Below are 16,906 nucleotides of genomic sequence, written 5' to 3'. Positions count from 1 at the left end.
GTCGGATGCACCGCCTACACGGCTCGAAGGGACGGCACGGGAACGTGACCAGGGTTGGGACAGGGACACGCGTGACCGGCGCCGTGCTCGCAGCGGCACTGGGGGTCACCGCCCTCGCCGGCTGCAGCAGCACCGGCGGCAAGCGCGCGGAGGAACGGGCCAGGGCGGCGCAGGGCCGGCCGGCCGTCTCCACCCCGCGCTGGACCTTCGCGATGATCACCCACGCGGGAGACGGCGACACCTTCTGGGACATCGTGCAGAAGGGCGCCAAGGAGGCCGCGGCGAAGGACAACATCAACTTCGTCTACGCCCACGACGACCAGGCCCAGCAGCAGGCGCAGTACGTCCAGGGCTTCATCGACCAGAAGGTCGACGGGATCATCGTCAGCCTCGCCAAGCCCGAGGCCCTCAAGGACGTGCTGGCCAAGGCCGTGAAGGCCGGCATCCCGGTGATCACCGTGAACTCCGGCTCCGCGCAGTCCAAGGAGTACGGGGCGCTGACCCACATCGGGCAGGACGAGGAGATCGCCGGCGAGGCCGTCGGCACCGAGCTCGGCAAGCGTGGCCGCAAGAAGGCCGTCTGCGTCCTGCACGAGCAGGGCAACGTGGGCCACGAGCAGCGCTGCGCCGGAGCGAAGAAGACCTTCCCCGGCACGATGGAGAACCTGTACGTCGAGGGCACCAACATGCCCTCCGTCCAGGCGGCCGTCCAGGCGAAGCTCCAGGCCGAACCGGACGTGGACGCCGTGGTCACCCTCGGCGCGCCGTTCGCGGCGACCGCCGTCAAGGCCAAGGACGCCGCCGGCAGCAAGGCCGAGGTGGACACCTTTGACCTCAACGACTCCGTGGCCCGCGGCCTGAAGTCCGGCGAGCTCGGCTTCGCCGTCGACCAGCAGCCCTACCTCCAGGGGTACGAGGCCGTGGACCTGCTCTGGCTCTACCGCTACAACGCGAACACGCTCGGCGGCGGCCGCCCCGTGCTGACCGGCCCGCAGATCGTCACCGAGGACGAGGCCGCGAAGCTGGAGGACTTCATCAAGAGGGGGAGCCGATGAGCGCGGCCACCGCCCCGCCGCCCGCCCCGGCCCCCGCCGCCCGCGACGAACGCCTCGCGCACGTGTCGCTCGTACGGCGGCTGCTCGGCCGGCCCGAGCTCGGCGCGGTCGTCGGCGCCGCGGCCGTCTTCGTGTTCTTCTCCATCGCCGCGCCCAGCTTCCTCCAGGCCTCCAGCCTGAGCACGATCCTCTACTCCGCCTCCACCATCGGGATCATGGCGGTCCCGGTGGCGCTGCTGATGATCGGCGGCGAGTTCGACCTGTCGGCGGGCGTCATGGTCACCACCTCGGCGCTGGTCAGCTCCATGTTCAGCTACCAGATGACCGCCAACGTCTGGGTCGGCGTGGCGGTGTCCCTCCTGGTCACGCTGGCCATCGGCTTCTTCAACGGCGTCATGCTGACCCGTACCGGCCTGCCCAGCTTCATCATCACCCTCGGCACCTTCCTGATGCTGACCGGCCTGAACCTCGGCTTCACCAAGCTGATCAGCGGCACGGTCTCCACCAAGTCCATCGCCGACATGGAGGGCTTCCCCTCCGCCAAGGCCCTCTTCGCCTCCCAGTGGACCGTCGGCGACGTCACCCTCAAGGTCACCGTCCTGTGGTGGCTGGCCCTGGTCGCCGTGGCCACCTGGATCCTGCTGCGCACCCGCGCCGGGAACTGGATCTTCGCGGTCGGCGGCGGTGCCGACGCGGCCCGGGCGGTCGGCGTGCCGGTGGTCCGCACCCGCGTCGGCCTGTACATGGGCGTGGCCCTGTGCGCCTGGATCTCAGGCCAGCACATCCTCTTCTCGTACGACGTCGTCCAGTCCGGCGAGGGCGTCGGCAACGAGTTCCTGTACATCATCGCCGCCGTCATCGGCGGCTGTCTGATGACCGGCGGCTACGGCTCCGCCATCGGCTCGGCGGTCGGCGCCTTCATCTTCGGCATGACCAGCAACGGCATCGTCTACGCCCAGTGGAACCCCGACTGGTTCAAGTTCTTCCTCGGCGGGATGCTGCTGCTGGCCACCCTGCTGAACGCATGGGTGCGCAAGCGGGCGGAGGCACGGGCATGAGCGGCACGGCGGCGAAGACGGGCACCACCACGCCGGCGGAGACCGGCGCCCCGCTGGTCAGGCTGACCGGCGTCAGCAAGTATTACGGCAACATCCGCGCCCTCGAAGGGGTCTCCCTGGAGGTCTCGGCCGGCGGGATCACCTGCGTACTGGGCGACAACGGCGCCGGGAAGTCCACCCTCATCAAGATCATCGCGGGGCTGCACCGGCACGACGCCGGCACCTTCGAGATCGAGGGGGAGGAGACGGTCCTGGCCAACCCGCGGGCCGCCCTGGACCGCGGCATCGCCACCGTCTACCAGGACCTCGCCGTGGTCCCCCTGATGCCGGTCTGGCGGAACTTCTTCCTCGGCTCCGAGCCGACCAAGGGCCGGGGGCCCTTCCGCCGTCTCGACGTCGACCACATGCGCCGCACCACCCGCGCCGAGCTGCTCCGCATGGGCATCGACCTGCGGGACGTGGACCAGCCCATCGGCACCCTCTCCGGCGGCGAACGGCAGTGCGTGGCCATCGCCCGCGCCGTGTACTTCGGCGCGAAGGTGCTGGTGCTCGACGAGCCGACGGCCGCGCTCGGCGTGAAGCAGTCCGGGGTGGTCCTCAAGTACGTGGCGGCGGCCCGGGACGCCGGACTGGGTGTGGTCCTCATCACGCACAACCCGCACCACGCCCATCTGGTCGGCGACCGGTTCGTCCTGCTCAAACGCGGTGTCATGGCGGGCTCGCACACCCGGGACTCGATCACCCTGGACGAGCTCACCCGGCAGATGGCGGGCGGCAGCGAGCTGGAGGAGCTGAGCCACGAACTGGCCCGGGTGGCAGAATCGAGCAGTACGGCCGGCCTCGACGGCGACGCGGCCGACGACAGGGACGACAGGGACGACAGGACTCGATGAGCACGTACCGCGACTTCACGCACCGCGGGTCGGCGCGCGGCACCGTCCTGCGGACCGCCGGGACCCGCGAGCGGCGCTCGCACCTGACCGCTCCCCGCGTCCCCACCGTCGGCATCGACATCGGCGGCACCAAGGTGATGGCGGGCGTGGTGGACGCGGACGGCACCATCCTGGAGAAGATCCGCACCGAGACCCCGGACAAGTCCAAGAGCCCCAAGGTGGTCGAGGACACCATCACCGAGCTGGTGCTGGACCTGTCCGACCGGCACGACGTGCACGCCGTCGGCATCGGCGCGGCCGGCTGGGTCGACGCCAACCGCTCCCGGGTGCTGTTCGCCCCGCACCTGGCCTGGCGCGACGAGCCGCTGCGCGACGCCCTGCAGTCCCGGCTGGCCGTCCCCGTGATGGTCGACAACGACGCGAACACCGCCGCCTGGGCGGAGTGGCGGTTCGGCGCCGGCCGCGGCGAGGACCACCTGGTGATGATCACCCTGGGGACCGGCATCGGCGGCGCGATCCTGGAGGACGGGCAGGTCAAGCGGGGCAAGTTCGGCGTGGCCGGAGAGTTCGGCCATATGCAGGTGGTGCCCGGCGGGCACCGCTGCCCGTGCGGCAACCGCGGCTGCTGGGAGCAGTACAGCTCCGGGAACGCCCTGGTGCGCGAGGCCCGCGAGCTGGCCGCCGCCGACTCCCCGGTGGCGTACAACATCATCGCCCGGGTCGGCGGGAACGTCCCCGAGATCACCGGGCCCCTGATCACCGAGCTGGCCCGCGAGGGCGACGCCATGTGCGTGGAGCTGCTGCAGGACATCGGGCAGTGGCTGGGCGTCGGCATCGCCAACCTGGCCGCGGCCCTGGACCCGTCCTGCTTCGTCATCGGCGGCGGCGTCAGCGCGGCCGACGACCTGCTCATCGGCCCGGCCCGGGACGCCTTCCGGCGCCACCTCACCGGCCGCGGCTACCGGCCGGAGGCCCGTATCGCCAAGGCCCAGCTGGGCCCCGAGGCCGGTATGGTCGGCGCCGCCGACCTGGCCCGGCTGGTCGCCCGCCGCTTCCGGCGGGCCAAGCGCCGCCGCGTCGAACGGTACGAGCGCTACGAACGCTACATGGGCCGGCTCGGCGCCGACCGGCCCGGCCGCACCGACCGGCCGCCCGAGGAACAGGAACCGCATTGACCCCGCCGACCACCCCGCCGAGCACTCCGCAGACCACCCCGGCCACCCCGGCGCAGGCCGCCCCGGCCGGCGCCGCGCAGGCCACCACCGCGCAGGGCGGCCGGCCGGCCGTGCCCCGCCAGGGCGCGCCCGCCGACGGCGGCCCGCCCGCCGAGGACCGCCGGCACGTCGTCCGGCGCCGCTGGCTCACCGCGATCATCATCGTGCTGCTGATCGGCGTCCCGGCCGGCTACCTGGTGGTCTCCGCCGAGCAGAGCCGCAGCAGCGGCCGGGACAAGGAGGCCAAGGTGGCCGCCCACCAGGTGCGCTCCGGCTGGCCGTCCCGGGTACAGCGGAGCATCTACGAGGTGCCGGTGCCGGACTGGTCCTCCGGGGTGGGCTTCTACGAGACCAACAACTGGCGCACCAGCCGGCTGTACGTGCAGTTCACCACCAACCCCGTCGACCTGGACTTCTTCCTCAAGGCCATCGGCAGCAGCCGGTCCGAGCTCACCCCCGGCGTGTCCGTCGGCGAGCGGGACGCCCACGTGGCCGGCTGGAGCTGGGCCCCGGACCGCCACTGGTACGGCACCACCCACGACCAGCCCGACCCCCGGCCCACCCAGGACGTCACGGTGGACCTGACCGACCCGGCCAAGCCGCGGGTCTACGTGGTGTCGACCGCCACCCCGTGACGCCCGGGGACTCCCTACCCTGGGGATCATGAAGCTCACCAAGAAGCTGCACTCCTGCATCCAGCTGGAGAAGGACGGGCGCGTGCTCGTCATCGACCCGGGTGCCTTCAGCGAGCCGGACGCGGGACTCGGGGCCGACGCCCTGCTGGTCACGCACGAGCACCCCGACCACTTCGAGGAGGGCCGCCTGCGGGCCGCCCTCGACGCCAACCCGGCCGCCGGACTGTGGACCCTGCGCAGCGTCGCCGAGCGGCTCGCGCCCGCCTACCCGGGGCGGGTGCACACCGTCGGCCACGGCGACGCCTTCACCGCCGCCGGGTTCGACGTCCGGGTGCACGGCGAGCTGCACGCCGTGATCCACCCGGACATCCCGCGCGTCACCAACGTCGGCTACCTGGTGGAGGGCTCCCTGTTCCACCCCGGGGACGCGCTGACCGTGCCCGGCGCCCCGGTGGAGACCCTGATGCTCCCGGTGCACGCGCCGTGGAACAAGATCGCGGAGGTGATCGACTACGTTCGCGAGGTCAAGCCGGCCCGCGCGATCGACATCCACGACGCCTACCTGGCCGACATCGCCCGCCCGATCTACGACACCGCACTGCACAACCTGGGCGGGGCCCCGCACGGCCGGATGAGCGCGGGGGAGAGCGCCGACCTGTGACTGTCGGTGCCGGGCGGTAGGTTGGTCGGCATGCGTATCGCCACGTTCAACGTCAACTCGATCACCGCCCGGCTGCCGCGGCTGCTGGCCTGGCTGGAGAGCTCCGGCACGGACGCCCTGTGCATCCAGGAGACCAAGTGCTCCGCCGAGCAGTTCCCGTACGACGCGCTGCGCGAGCTGGGGTACGAGGCCGCGGTCAACGCCACCGGCCGGTGGAACGGTGTCGCCCTGCTCTCCCGGGTCGGCCTGGAGGACGTGGTGACCGGCCTCCCCGGCGGCCCGCTCTACGAGGGGGCCGACGAGCCGCGTGCGGTCTCCGCCACCTGCGGCGGGGTCCGCCTCTGGTCGGTCTACGTCCCCAACGGCCGCGAGGTCGAGCACGATCACTACGGCTACAAGCTGGAGTGGTTCCGCGTGCTGGCCGAGGCGGTCGCCGAGGACGCGGCCGGCCCGCGCCCGTTCGCCGTGCTCGGCGACTTCAACGTGGCCCCGACCGACGAGGACGTCTACGACCCGGCGGTCTTCGAGGGCCTCACCCATGTCACCCCGGCCGAGCGGGCCGCCCTGGAGGCGCTGCGCAACGCCGGCCTGTCCGACGTGGTGCCCCGGCCGCTGAAGTACGACCGCCCGTACACGTACTGGGACTACCGCCAGCTCTGCTTCCCGAAGAACAAGGGCATGCGCATCGACCTGGTCTACGGCAACGAGCCGTTCGCCAAGGCGGTCAAGGACGCCTACGTCGACCGCGAGGAGCGGAAGGGCAAGGGCGCATCGGACCACGCGCCGGTCGTTGTCGATCTCGACGTCTGATGCGACGCTGGAGGCTATGAACATCCCTTTCCTGGACAACTGGCTGAATCGTACGAATCGGCACGAGACCGGGCGGGGTGCGGCGCTGGCCGTGGCACTCGCGGAGGACCCGGAAGGGATCGGCGAGCTCTTCTCGGAGTGCGAGATGCTGCGCGTCCAGGCGAGGGCGGACGGGCTGGAACTGGACGGGAGCCCGGGCTCGTTGGAGGCCCTGGACCAGCTGATGCCGCGCTGGCGACGGGATCCGGAGAACACGCCCTGGCTGGGCAACGACGCCGGCTTCTACCTCGGCACGGTGATCGTCCGCACCGTGCCGGGCGCGGCCTGGCAGATCTGGCCGGGCGGCCAGCCCTACGTCCGGCTGGCCGGAGGCTGCGAACTCAACGTGATCGAGGCGGGGGTGGCCTGGGCCATGACCGGCTCCCCGGAGCTCTGCCAGATGTACGCGGAGGCCGCCGAGGCCAGGGGGCCGGCGGGCCGGAAACACAGGGTGGCCCGCCCGGCCGCGGGGCTGGACGGGCCGAGGAAGCCGACCGAGGAGCAGGGCGTGGCCGGGTAGGGCTTCGTCGGCCGGTGCCGTCGCGCCGGATGTCGTCGCCGTAGGGCGGCCGTACGCCGGCGCGCCGCCTCCTCCCGACGGGTACGCCGAGCGGTGGAGGACGTCCCGGCAGCCTATTTTTCAACAAAACGTTGTACTGTCGGGGCTCGGTGCCCAGGGCGTGTCCCGGGCACGTCCGGCGGCCGGGCGTCGGAGGATGCCGGGCAGCCTGCCCCCGCACCGGCCGCATCGCGAGGATGTGGGGGAATGCGGGTGTACAGATGCGTGGACGCGGCCCTGGTACGGGCCGCCGCGGTGCCGGGCGACCGGGAACTCCCGCCCTGGCCCGCGCTCGACGGCGCCTCGGAGGCGCAGGTCGGGCCGTGGCGGCGGTGGCTGGAGCAGGTCTGGACGTACGACGGGGTGGCAGACGCCGTCGAAGTGGCCAGCCCGGCGCTGGCGCGGGGCGTGCGCGAGGTGTGCGCGGGCCGCACCGTACGGCCCAAACAGGTACGGCGGACGGTGGTGTCCATGGTCCGCTACCTGCTGCGGATGGGCCACCGGGCAACCCCCTTCGGGCTGTTCGCCGGCATCGCGCCCGCCCGCGTCGGAGGGGTGCCCGAGGCGCGCTGGGGCGAGCGGCACCGGGTCGTGGTGCGGGCCGGGGCCGGCTGGCTCGCCGGCGTCGTCACCCGGCTCGAAGCCTGCCCGGAACTGCTGCTCAGGCTCCCGGTCATGGCGGACAACACGGCCTTCGTCCGCAACGGCCGGCTGGTGGTGCCCTTCCAGCAGCCGGCCCACGGAGCGGGGCAGGGCGCGACGGAGGTGACGGTCCGCCACACCCGGGCCGTGCAACTGGTACGGGACGCGGCCCGGTTACCGGTCACCGTCGGCGACCTCGCCGGGAAGCTGGCCGCCGAGTACCCCGGCACCCCGCCGCAGGCCGTCGAGCGGCTCCTGGCCGAACTCGTGTCCCGGCGCGTCCTGCTCACCGCTCTGCGCGCGCCCATGACGGCCACCGACGCCCTCGGCCACCTGGTCGACCACCTCACGGAGGCCGCGGCGGGGACGATTCCCGCCGTCGCGCCGATCCTGACGGACCTCACCGCCCTCCGGCGTGACGTGGACCGGCACAACACGGTCGCCCCGCAGGACCGTCCGGCGCTCCGGGCCGGGATCGTCACACGGATGCGGGCGCTCTCGGACACCGCGGACCACCCGCTGATGGTCGACCTGCTCCTCGACTGCGCGCTGACCCTTCCGGAGCCGGTGGCCCGGGAGGCCGAGCGGGCGGTGGCGGCGCTGACGCGGCTGACGCCGTACCCGTCCGGCGCGCCGGAGTGGCGGGATTACCACGAGCGGTTCCTGGAGCGCTATGGCCTGGGCGCCGTGGTCCCGGTCCGTGAACTCCTCGACGGCGAGACCGGTCTCGGCTGGCCCGCCGGATACCAGGGCTCGGTCCTGGAGCCCCCCGGTACGGCGCTGACCCGCCGCGACGAGCGCCTGATCGCCCTGGCCCAGCGGGCCGCCGTCGACGGCGCGCGGGAAGTGGTGCTCGACGACCGGGCCCTGGACGCGCTCGCGGGCCCGGCACCGGCCGCGTTCCGCGCTCCGGCCCACACGGAGCTCTACTTCCACCTCCAGGCACCGACCGGGGAGGCGCTGGCGGGAGGGGACTTCCGTCTCGTCATCGGCGCCCTGTCACCGGCCGCGGGCACCACGACCGGACGCTTCGTCGACCTGCTGGACGGCCCCGACCGGGAGCGTACGCGTACGCTGTACGCGGCCCTGCCGACGGAGGAGCCCGGTGCCGGGGCGGCCCAGGTGTCCAGCCCGCCCCTGCTGGTCGCCACCGAGAACATCGCCCGCGTCCCGGCGCTGCTGCCGCACTTGATCCCCCTCGCCGAGTACGGCGACCCCGGCGGGGCACCGGCCGCCGAGGCCACGGCAGCGGTCATGGGCGTCGACACCCTCGCGGTGAGCGGTGACCGCCACCGGCTCCGGCTGGTGGACACCTCCACCGGACGGACCGTCGAACCGACCACCCTGAACGCCGTGGAGCCCACCCGCTTCACCCAGCCGCTGGCCAGGTTCCTGTGCGAACTGCCCCGGGCCGGCGCGTCCGTCGCGCCGTTCGTCTGGGGCGCCGCCCGCCGCGCACCCTTCCTGCCGCGCGTCCGGTACGGGCGCACCGTCCTCGCGCCCGCCCGCTGGACCGTGCCGGCCGATGACCTCCCCGCGACCGGCTCCCCCTCCGACGACTGGGGGCGTGCGTTCGGAGCCTGGCGCCGCCGGTTCCGGATGCCCGCGGCGGTCTTCCTCGGGGACGACGACCGCCGCCTGCGCCTCGACCTCGACGAACCGGGCCACCTTCCGCTGTTGCGCGAGGAACTCGACCGGACGGGGCAGGTGACGCTCCACGAGGCCCCGGAACCCGGGGCGCTGGGGTGGTTCGACGGCCACGCGCACGAGATCGCCATGCCGTTCACGGCCGGTCCGCGGCCCACGGAGCCGGGACCTGCCCCGGCCCCCACGGCCGTCCGGTCGGCGCCGACGGCCGAAGCCACTGCGGCCGGACGGGAGTTCGGGCACCTGCCCGGCGCCTCCGCCTGGGCGTACCTCAAGCTCTACGGGCATCCGGCCCGGCACGCGGAGATCCTCGCCGGGCACCTGCCCGCTCTGCTGGACGAGTGGGAGGGGGCGCCCGCATGGTGGTTCGTCCGCTACCGGGACCCGGAGCCCCATCTGCGGCTGAGGTTCCCCGTCTCGCCGGGCGACGGTTCCTTCGAGCGGATCGGCGCGTGGACGGCGGGCCTGCGGCGGGCCGGCCTCGCGGGCCGGGTGCAGTGGGACACCTACTACCCGGAAACCGGGCGCTACGGGCAGGGGCCTCTGATGGCGGCGGCCGAGGCGGTGTTCGCGGCCGACTCCGCGGCCGCGCTCGCCCAGGTACGGCTCACCGGCCGGGGAGGGGTGAGTCCCGCGGCACTCACGGCCGCCGGACTCACCGATCTGGCGCGCGCGTTCACCGGAGGGGCGCGGGCCGGGGCGCGCTGGCTGGTCGCCGGTGTCGGCAGGGCGCCGGGTCCCGGCCCGGAGCGGGCCGTGCAGGAGGAGACGGCGCGGCTCACCGATCCGGTCGACGGTCCTGCGGTCCTGCGCTCGGCACCGGGCGGTGAGGAGGTCGTACGGGCGTGGCGGCTGCGCGCCGAGGCGGTGGCCGGTTACGCGGAGCGGCTCGACGGTGCAGGGGCACCGGACCGGGACGCGGTACTGGCCTCGCTGCTGCACATGCACCACATCCGGGCGATCGGCCTCGACGAGGACTCGGAACGGGAGTGCCTGCGGCTGGCCCGTTCGGCCGCCCAGTCCTGGACGGCTCGCCGGGAAACCGTCGGCTGACCAGGGGCGCCCCGCCGGCCCCCGGCGGGGCGCAGCCCGCAGGAATGAGAAATTCCGTCCCTTGCGCAGGCTCGCCTTATGTAGCTTCCTCTGAAAGTCCCGCTGTTCATACGGCAGAAATTTGTGCTTTATGAACTATTTGCATGATCGCAACGAGTCGTGTTGAGTTCTGGATCAAGGGCAGACGCGACCGGGGGGACGGAAATGAGCGAGATCGCATTATCCGCCTCGGCGGAGAGAATCGAATATTTCCTCCGGCAGGACTCGCTGTTCATCGAGACCGCGGACGGGGTGTTCCTGCGCGGAGCCAAGGGTGAATCCTTCCTCAAGGGCCGGACCGTCTACCGGTGGCTCGTCGCCCTCGCCCCCCGGCTGGCCGTCGGCAGTGACCTGGCCGGGCTGTGCGCAGGTCTCGACGCCACGCGCCGTGACATGGTCGTCAGGCTCCTGGACCGGCTGCGCGACGCCGGCTTCGTCGAGCTGCGCGAACCGGAGCCGGACGGCCTGCTGCCGCTGCCCGTCGAGCAGCGCTTCGCCGAACAGATCTCCTTCCTCCGGCACGACGGCGAACGCCCCAGGGAGCGCTTCCGCCAGTGGCGTGCGGCCCGGGTCCTGGTCGTCGGAGACGGGCCGGACGCCGCGAGCGCCGTCCTCTCCCTCCTGCGCAACGGGGCGACGGACATCACGGTCGGCGGCCGGTGCGGCGAAGCGGCCGTCCCCGCCCCGTGGGACGCCGAGCTCGCCGGACTCGCCGGCGCAGGCACCCCGGCCCGGGTCGTTCCGCTGCCCGCGGGCTCCGTCGGCGCGCCGGACCGGGGGTGCGCCGGACCAGCCCCGGACGCCGTCATCCTCACTCCCGGGGAAGGGGACGCCGAGTTCCGCGAGGATCTCTTCTCCTGGACCCGTTCGGTCGGTGCCGTATTCGTCTCCGCGGAACGGTCCGGAAGATTTCTCGTCAAGGGGCCCCTGGTTCCCCGAAAAGGGACCTCCTGTTGGGGGTGTGCGCGGGAGAAACTCGCGCGGATGTCCCACGGGATTTCATCGGAGGAAATTCCCGAGATTTATCCGGCGGTCCTGGCGGCGGCCGGGAGTGAACTCGCCCTCGAATTGTTCCGGCACCTCGCCGGCGCGGAACCGTCAGGTCTCGAATCCGCGCTCGTGGTCCAGGACCCGCTCACCCTGACCGGCCGCCGCGAACCGCTGCCCGCCGATCCACGGTGCCTCCACTGCGCCGAACCGGCCGCCGGGCCGCCGCAGGCCGTGGCGGCCCTCACCGCCCTCACCGAGGGACGGCTGGACCTCCCGTCAGGCTCGGACGAACGGTACGAACGGTCCGACGCGGCCCTCGCCGCCGCGACCGGCCCACTGCACCGCTTCGACGACGGCGCCGTACCGCAGGTCTCGGTCAAGGCCGGTGTCGTCCGCGCCTCGGGACCCGGCGGAGCATCCGCCGACTTCGCGGGGTTCCACCCCCTCTCGCTCACCGACGCGCGGTGCGCGGCGGTGGAGCGGGCCGCGCGATGGAGCGCGGCCGTGTCGCCGGCGCCCGCCGTCGTCGTGTCCGGCACGAGCGAGACCCTCGCCGCCGACGGCGAACGCGCGTTGCCCGTGGAGGAGGGCGACGGGGCCGTCACGCGCTGGACCCCCGCCGTGTCCCTGGTCCACGGAGGGACCGTATGGGTACCCGCCGGGCTCGTCGGGGGCGGTGCCCCCGCCGACGGCCCGCCGGACCTCTCCGGGTACGGTGCCGGCGCCACCTTCACCGACGTCGCGCTGGAGGGCGTACTCTCGGCGCTCCTGCACGAGGCCCTCCAGGCTGACGACGGGGGCCGGACCGTACCGTCCCCGGCCCCCGCGGTAGCGGCCCCGGCCGACGCGGCCGGCTTCGCGTTCGTCCACGGCCTCGCCCGGACCGGCCGGCTCTCCGTGGCCGAACTCCCGGCCCCGGGCCGGGAATGCCGGGTGATGACCGCCCGCCTGGCGCGCCCGGACCGGACCGTCACGGTGGCCGCCGCGGGCACCACCCGGGAGGAGGCCGTGCGCACCGCGCTCCTCGAACTCGCAGGGCGCACCCAGCTCGACGACGTCCCGTACGGCCACCCGTCCGGGGACGGCGGCCGGGCGGTGTCGCTGCCCCCGGACCGGCCTCTGCCGGACCGGCCTCTGGGCGAAGGGGCCGCGACCGGCCCCGGGTCGCAGCCGGCCGGGGCCGGGGAGCCGGAGGACGACCGCGAACGGCTGGCCCGTCTGCTGTCCGGGCTCCGTGCGGACGGACGCGACGCCCTGCTCGTCCGCACGCCCCCGGCGGACCTCGGCGGCGCCGCGGCACCCGTGCTGGTGGGCCGCGTCCTGCTCACCCCCTGAGACTTCCCCGCGGGCGACCGCGGGGGGACACCGGGGCACGCCCCGGTGGATCGATCCCTTTTGTCTACACGTAGAGAAGGAGTCACATCATGAACCCGATTTCCGACCTCAACCTCCTGGACGTCGAGGACTTCGAGCTGGAGGCCGCGACCACCGAGGTCCAGGCCGCCGCCCGTCAGTGCGGCAGCCTCTCCTCCTGCTGTTCCTGCAGCCGCACCCCGGAGCTGTCCGCCTGACGCGGTACCTGCTGACGAGGTGAACGCGGTGGCGGCTCCGGCTGCCACCGCGGTTCCCCGCTCCCCGAAATCCCGAGCCGGAAGTCCCGAGCCCGAGAGCCCCGGCCCGAGAGCCCAGCCCGAGAGCCCAGCCCGAAAGCCCGGCAGGCCGGAAAGCCCGGCAGGTCCGAAAGCCGAGCAGTCCGCGGAGAACCCCCATGCACCTTGTCACGCTCCCCACCGAAAGCGCGGCCGATGCCGCCCAGGAGCGGCTCGCGGACGCGTTGCGCGAACTCCTCGCACCCTCCACCGCCGGACTGGCGCGCGCCGAAGGCGACTTCGAGGGAACCGTCGAGATCGGCTCCCTCGGCCTGCTCCCCCCGGACCCGGCCGGCACGGCCCCGCCGGCCCCCTCGGCCGCCGCCCGGCCGATCGGCCCCGGCACACCGGTCTTCCCCGTACGCCTCTACCGCGAGACCGTCGTCGTCGGCCCCGTCCACCGCAGCGCCGACACCGCCGGCCCCTGCGCCGTCTGCCTGGAGCGACGCTGGACCCGGCTGCGCCCCCTCCGGGAGCGTGAGGCCCTGGAGACCGGCACCGCCCAGCACGCGGCAGGGCCCGGGCCGGCCGTTCCCCACCACTGGAGCGCGCCCACCGTCGCCGCCGCCCTTCGCGTCCTGGCCGCCCGTACGCCCCGCACCGACACCACCGGCCTCGCCCCCGCCACCGTGCTGGAGGTGTCCACCACCGACGGCACGGTCACGGAACACGCGCTGCTGGCCGATCCCGAATGCCCCCGCTGCGGCGGCCGGGCCCCCGGCACCGCCCCCGCGCAGGAGGGCTTCCCCGCCTCCCGGCCCCGTCCGCGTCCCGGGGCCTCCCGGCTGCGCGACTGGACCTCGTACGACCTGCCCCGCAACGCCCTGGTCAACCCGCTCTGCGGAGCCCTCGGTTCCCGGACCCATCACGACACCCACTCCCCGGTCACCGAATCGGTGAGCGGCTCGCTGCGCCTCGGCGGCCGGCGCACCGGACGCAGCGGCGTCTACGAGATCGCCTGGGCCGGGCACACCGACACCCACGAACGCAGCGAGACGGTGGCCCTGTTCGAGGGCCTCGAACGGTATGCGGGCCAGCGCCCGTGGGGGAGGGGCCCGGCCGCGCGCATGTCCCTGTACGAGCTGACCGCACGGGGCCTGCCCGCACTGGACCCGCGCCCCGTGCTGTACGCGCCGGAGTTCTACGCCCGCCACCCGGACACGCACCGGCCGTTCCGCCCCGAGGAGCGGGCGGACTGGGTCTGGGGCCACTCACTGGTGCACGGTGCCCCCGTGCTCGTCCCCCAGCACCTCGTCCACTACGGCCCCCGGCGGCGCGGCGAGTCCCTGCTGTCGAGCAACTCCAACGGCGCCGCGACGGGCAGTTGCCTGGAGGAGGCCGCCCTCTTCGGTCTCCTGGAACTGATCGAACGCGACGCCTTCCTGCTGTCCTGGTACGGCGCCGAGCACCTGCCGGAGATCGATCTCGACAGCGCCACCGCAACCCCGCGCCGGGCGGCCCTGCGCGCCCGGCTCGAAGGACTCGGGTACGAGGTGAGGCTGTTCGACCTGCGCGTCGACCTGCCCGTGCCGGCCGTCCTGTGCCTCGTCCGCCGCCACAGCCCGGGACCCGGCAACGTCGTCCTCTCCGCCGGCGCGGCCCTGAGCGCCGACGACGCCGTCGACTCGGCGCTCCAGGAGGTCGCCTCCCTGCTGCCCCACCACCTGCGGTCCATCGGGGCGCGCGCGGACGAGGCCCGGGCCATGGCGGCCGACTACGGCCTCGTACGCGATCTGGAGGACCACGACCTCCTCTACGGCCTGCCGGAGATGGAGCGCCACGTCCCGTACCTGCGCCCGCGCAAGGACGGTCCGGTCCGGCCCGTTGCCCTCTCGGAGGCGTTCGCGGACTGGGAGGCCCGCGGCCCCCGCCCGGCGGACCTGCTGGACGACCTGAAGACATGCGTGGACCTGGTCCGCGACGTCGCCGAGGACGTGATCGTCGTCGACCAGACCTGTCCCGAGCAACGTGCGTGCGGGCTGCGGAGCGCGGCCGTCCTCGGCCCCGGCCTCGTGCCCATCGACTTCGGCTGGGAGGAGCAGCGGGCCCTGCACCACCCGCGGCTGCGCACCGCGTCCTGGCGGGCCGGGCGCCGTCCCGCCCCGCTGCGGGACGAGGACGTCCACCGCCATCCGCACCCCTTCGCGTGACCGGCCGACCGAGGTCGTGTCTCGCGGATCAGGCCGGGCTCGCGGCGCCCGGCACCGCGCCTCGCCGCGTCGTCGTCGGTCACCGACGTCCCCCGGCCACCGCCGGGAGGTGTCCCCACCACGTCGACTCCCTCCTCCGCCCTGCGATGCACGGCACCGGACGCCGCGAGCTGATCCGGCCTGATCCGTAAGAGACGACCTACACGCGCACCATGACGAGCAAGGCGAGGAACGGACGATGACCACCCCCGCGGCACGGGCCACCACCCTCGCCTACGTCGACGCGGTGCACCGGCGCTTCCGCGAACCGGTCCAGCCCGAAGGGTTCACACCGGACTGGGACGACCGCCCCCTCCCGCACACCCACCACCCCGACGCCGTCCGCATCGCCCTGCCCTTCCCGGCCGTCACCACCGCGCCCCCTGGGCCCGCGCCCGCCGTGGCGGGGGGCCGGAACCTGACGGCCCTCGCCGAAGACCTCCGGGCGACGGCCGGCGTACTCGCCCGCCGCTGCCAGATCGACTGGAACCGGGACCTCGCCGAACAGTCCGCGCCGCACGCTCCCCGCTGGGGCAGGGGCGCCTCCTCCGGCGGCGGCACCTATCCGCTGGAGGTGTACTGGGCCGCGGGCCCGTCCGGGCCCGTCCCGCCCGGCGTGTACCACTACGCCTCCGGCCTGCACGCCCTGGAGCGCCTGACGGCGGGCGACCCGACCGCGACCGTCCGGGCGGCGCTGGGGCCGGACGCCATCGGTCATGACCAGTTCCTGCTGTGCACCGTGCGGCCGTGGAAGAACGCCTTCAAGTACCACAACCTCGCCTACCACTTGGCGACCCTGGACCTGGGCTCCTTCCTCGCCTCGTGGGAGCTGACGAGCCGTGACCGGGGCGTCGGGCACCGCCCCCGGCTCCGGTTCGACGAGGACGCGCTCAACGCCCTGCTGGGCCTCGACCCCGACGCGGAATCCGTCCACGCCGTCGTCCCCCTCGACTGGCGTGCCGCCGACGGGGCCCCCGCGCGGACTGCGGTGCCACCGCCGGCGGTCCGGCCTGCGCACCACGAAAGGTCGCGCACGGTCAGGAAGTTCGAGGCGGTCGACGCGGTCCGGCGGGCCACCGCCCAGAACCCGGGCACCGCACCCGCCGCCGAGGCAGCCGAAGCGGCCGCGCCCGCCCCCGGTGGCTCACCCGCCGACCGGATGCCGCTGCCCGCAGCGGCCACCGCACCGGCGGTGGGAGCCGGCCGGGCGACGCTGGCCGCCCGGACCTCCTCGTCCGGACGCATCGACGCCTCCCGCCCCCTCGGCGCGAGCGCCCTGGCCGCCGTACTCGCAGCCGCGTTCCCCCGGCCGCCGGCCGCGTCCGGCGGATTCGTGGAAGCCGCCGTGGTCGTCCGTGCGGCCGAGGGCCTCCCGGCGGGCGGATACGCCTACGTCCCGGCGCCGCACGCCTTGGAGCACCTGCCGGGGGACCCGCTGTCCGTCCTGGACCGCGACCTCTACGGACTGGACAACTACGACGTCGCCGGTGTGCCCGTGGTGCTGGTCCTGCACTGGCATCCCGAGCGGGCCGTCACCGCGCACGGCGCCCGCGCCTACCGCTCGGCCAACGCCGAGGCCGGCGCGGCCGCACAGCGCGCGCACCTGGCCGCCACCGCCCTCGGTCTGGCCTCGGGCATCGTGTTCGGCATCGACCCGGTGCCGCTCGACGAGGCCCTCGGTCTCACCGCTGCGGGGCGTCGTAGCCAGCTCTGCGTGTTCCTCGGCCTGCCGCGCCCCGGCGCGGCCGCGCTCGACGGCCGCCTCGTCTGATC

The 16,906-nt window shown here is 74.0% G+C and carries 12 protein-coding genes and 1 pseudogene; all 13 read left to right on the top strand.

Translation table 11 applies throughout. The features are described from left to right. The first annotated feature begins 44 nt into the window (after window positions 1–44). The 13 genes and pseudogenes from AB0O36_RS26060 (at window position 45) to AB0O36_RS26000 (ending at window position 16,904) form a co-directional block, all read left to right on the top strand. Window positions 45–1,055, top strand: coding sequence for a sugar ABC transporter substrate-binding protein (locus tag AB0O36_RS26060; protein WP_365114597.1), 1,011 nt, complete (start codon window positions 45–47; stop codon window positions 1,053–1,055). Beyond that, complete coding sequence (locus tag AB0O36_RS26055; RefSeq protein ID WP_365114595.1) at window positions 1,052–2,113, top strand: ABC transporter permease; 1,062 nt, start codon at window positions 1,052–1,054, stop codon at window positions 2,111–2,113. Before AB0O36_RS26060 ends, AB0O36_RS26055 begins: the two co-directional genes overlap by 4 nt. Then, window positions 2,110–3,006, top strand: coding sequence for an ATP-binding cassette domain-containing protein (locus AB0O36_RS26050; protein ID WP_365114593.1), 897 nt, complete (start codon window positions 2,110–2,112; stop codon window positions 3,004–3,006). The genes AB0O36_RS26055 and AB0O36_RS26050 overlap by 4 nt, the downstream gene beginning before the upstream one ends. After that, the gene (locus AB0O36_RS26045; RefSeq protein WP_365114592.1) at window positions 3,003–4,181 is read left to right on the top strand and encodes an ROK family glucokinase; all 1,179 of its coding nucleotides are present in this window, start codon (window positions 3,003–3,005) and stop codon (window positions 4,179–4,181) included. Before AB0O36_RS26050 ends, AB0O36_RS26045 begins: the two co-directional genes overlap by 4 nt. A 110-nt stretch (window positions 4,182–4,291) precedes the next feature. After that, window positions 4,292–4,855 (top strand): hypothetical protein, encoded by a 564-nt coding sequence (locus AB0O36_RS26040; RefSeq protein ID WP_365114646.1) that lies wholly within the window; start codon window positions 4,292–4,294, stop codon window positions 4,853–4,855. Window positions 4,856–4,883: 28 nt separating this feature from the next. Next, window positions 4,884–5,516 carry an MBL fold metallo-hydrolase gene (locus tag AB0O36_RS26035; protein ID WP_365114590.1) on the top strand — a complete coding sequence of 211 codons (633 nt, stop codon included), beginning with the start codon at window positions 4,884–4,886 and terminating at the stop codon, window positions 5,514–5,516. Between the two features lie 30 nt (window positions 5,517–5,546). After that, a complete protein-coding gene (locus AB0O36_RS26030; RefSeq protein WP_365114588.1) occupies window positions 5,547–6,326 on the top strand; it encodes an exodeoxyribonuclease III in 780 nt (259 codons plus the stop codon). A gap of 16 nt (window positions 6,327–6,342) precedes the next feature. Next, window positions 6,343–6,786 (top strand): annotated as a pseudogene (locus AB0O36_RS26025) (DUF6278 family protein); the annotation flags it as partial. A gap of 345 nt (window positions 6,787–7,131) precedes the next feature. Further along, window positions 7,132–10,266 (top strand): lantibiotic dehydratase, encoded by a 3,135-nt coding sequence (locus AB0O36_RS26020; protein WP_365114586.1) that lies wholly within the window; start codon window positions 7,132–7,134, stop codon window positions 10,264–10,266. A gap of 204 nt (window positions 10,267–10,470) precedes the next feature. After that, window positions 10,471–12,630 (top strand): YcaO-like family protein, encoded by a 2,160-nt coding sequence (locus tag AB0O36_RS26015; RefSeq protein ID WP_365114584.1) that lies wholly within the window; start codon window positions 10,471–10,473, stop codon window positions 12,628–12,630. Window positions 12,631–12,719: 89 nt separating this feature from the next. Continuing rightward, window positions 12,720–12,866, top strand: coding sequence for a hypothetical protein (locus tag AB0O36_RS26010; protein WP_365114582.1), 147 nt, complete (start codon window positions 12,720–12,722; stop codon window positions 12,864–12,866). Window positions 12,867–13,063: 197 nt separating this feature from the next. Continuing rightward, window positions 13,064–15,094 (top strand): TOMM precursor leader peptide-binding protein, encoded by a 2,031-nt coding sequence (locus AB0O36_RS26005; RefSeq protein ID WP_365114580.1) that lies wholly within the window; start codon window positions 13,064–13,066, stop codon window positions 15,092–15,094. A gap of 238 nt (window positions 15,095–15,332) precedes the next feature. Then, window positions 15,333–16,904 carry a SagB family peptide dehydrogenase gene (locus tag AB0O36_RS26000; RefSeq protein WP_365114578.1) on the top strand — a complete coding sequence of 524 codons (1,572 nt, stop codon included), beginning with the start codon at window positions 15,333–15,335 and terminating at the stop codon, window positions 16,902–16,904. The last annotated feature ends 2 nt before the right edge of the window (window positions 16,905–16,906 follow it).

Origin of the sequence: Streptomyces sp. NPDC089799 (assembly GCF_040684755.1) — a bacterium.
Taxonomy (GTDB): Bacteria; Actinomycetota; Actinomycetes; order Streptomycetales; family Streptomycetaceae; genus Streptomyces.
The sequence above is the reverse complement of the archived record's forward strand: the minus strand, read 5'-3'. Positions and strand labels throughout refer to the sequence as shown.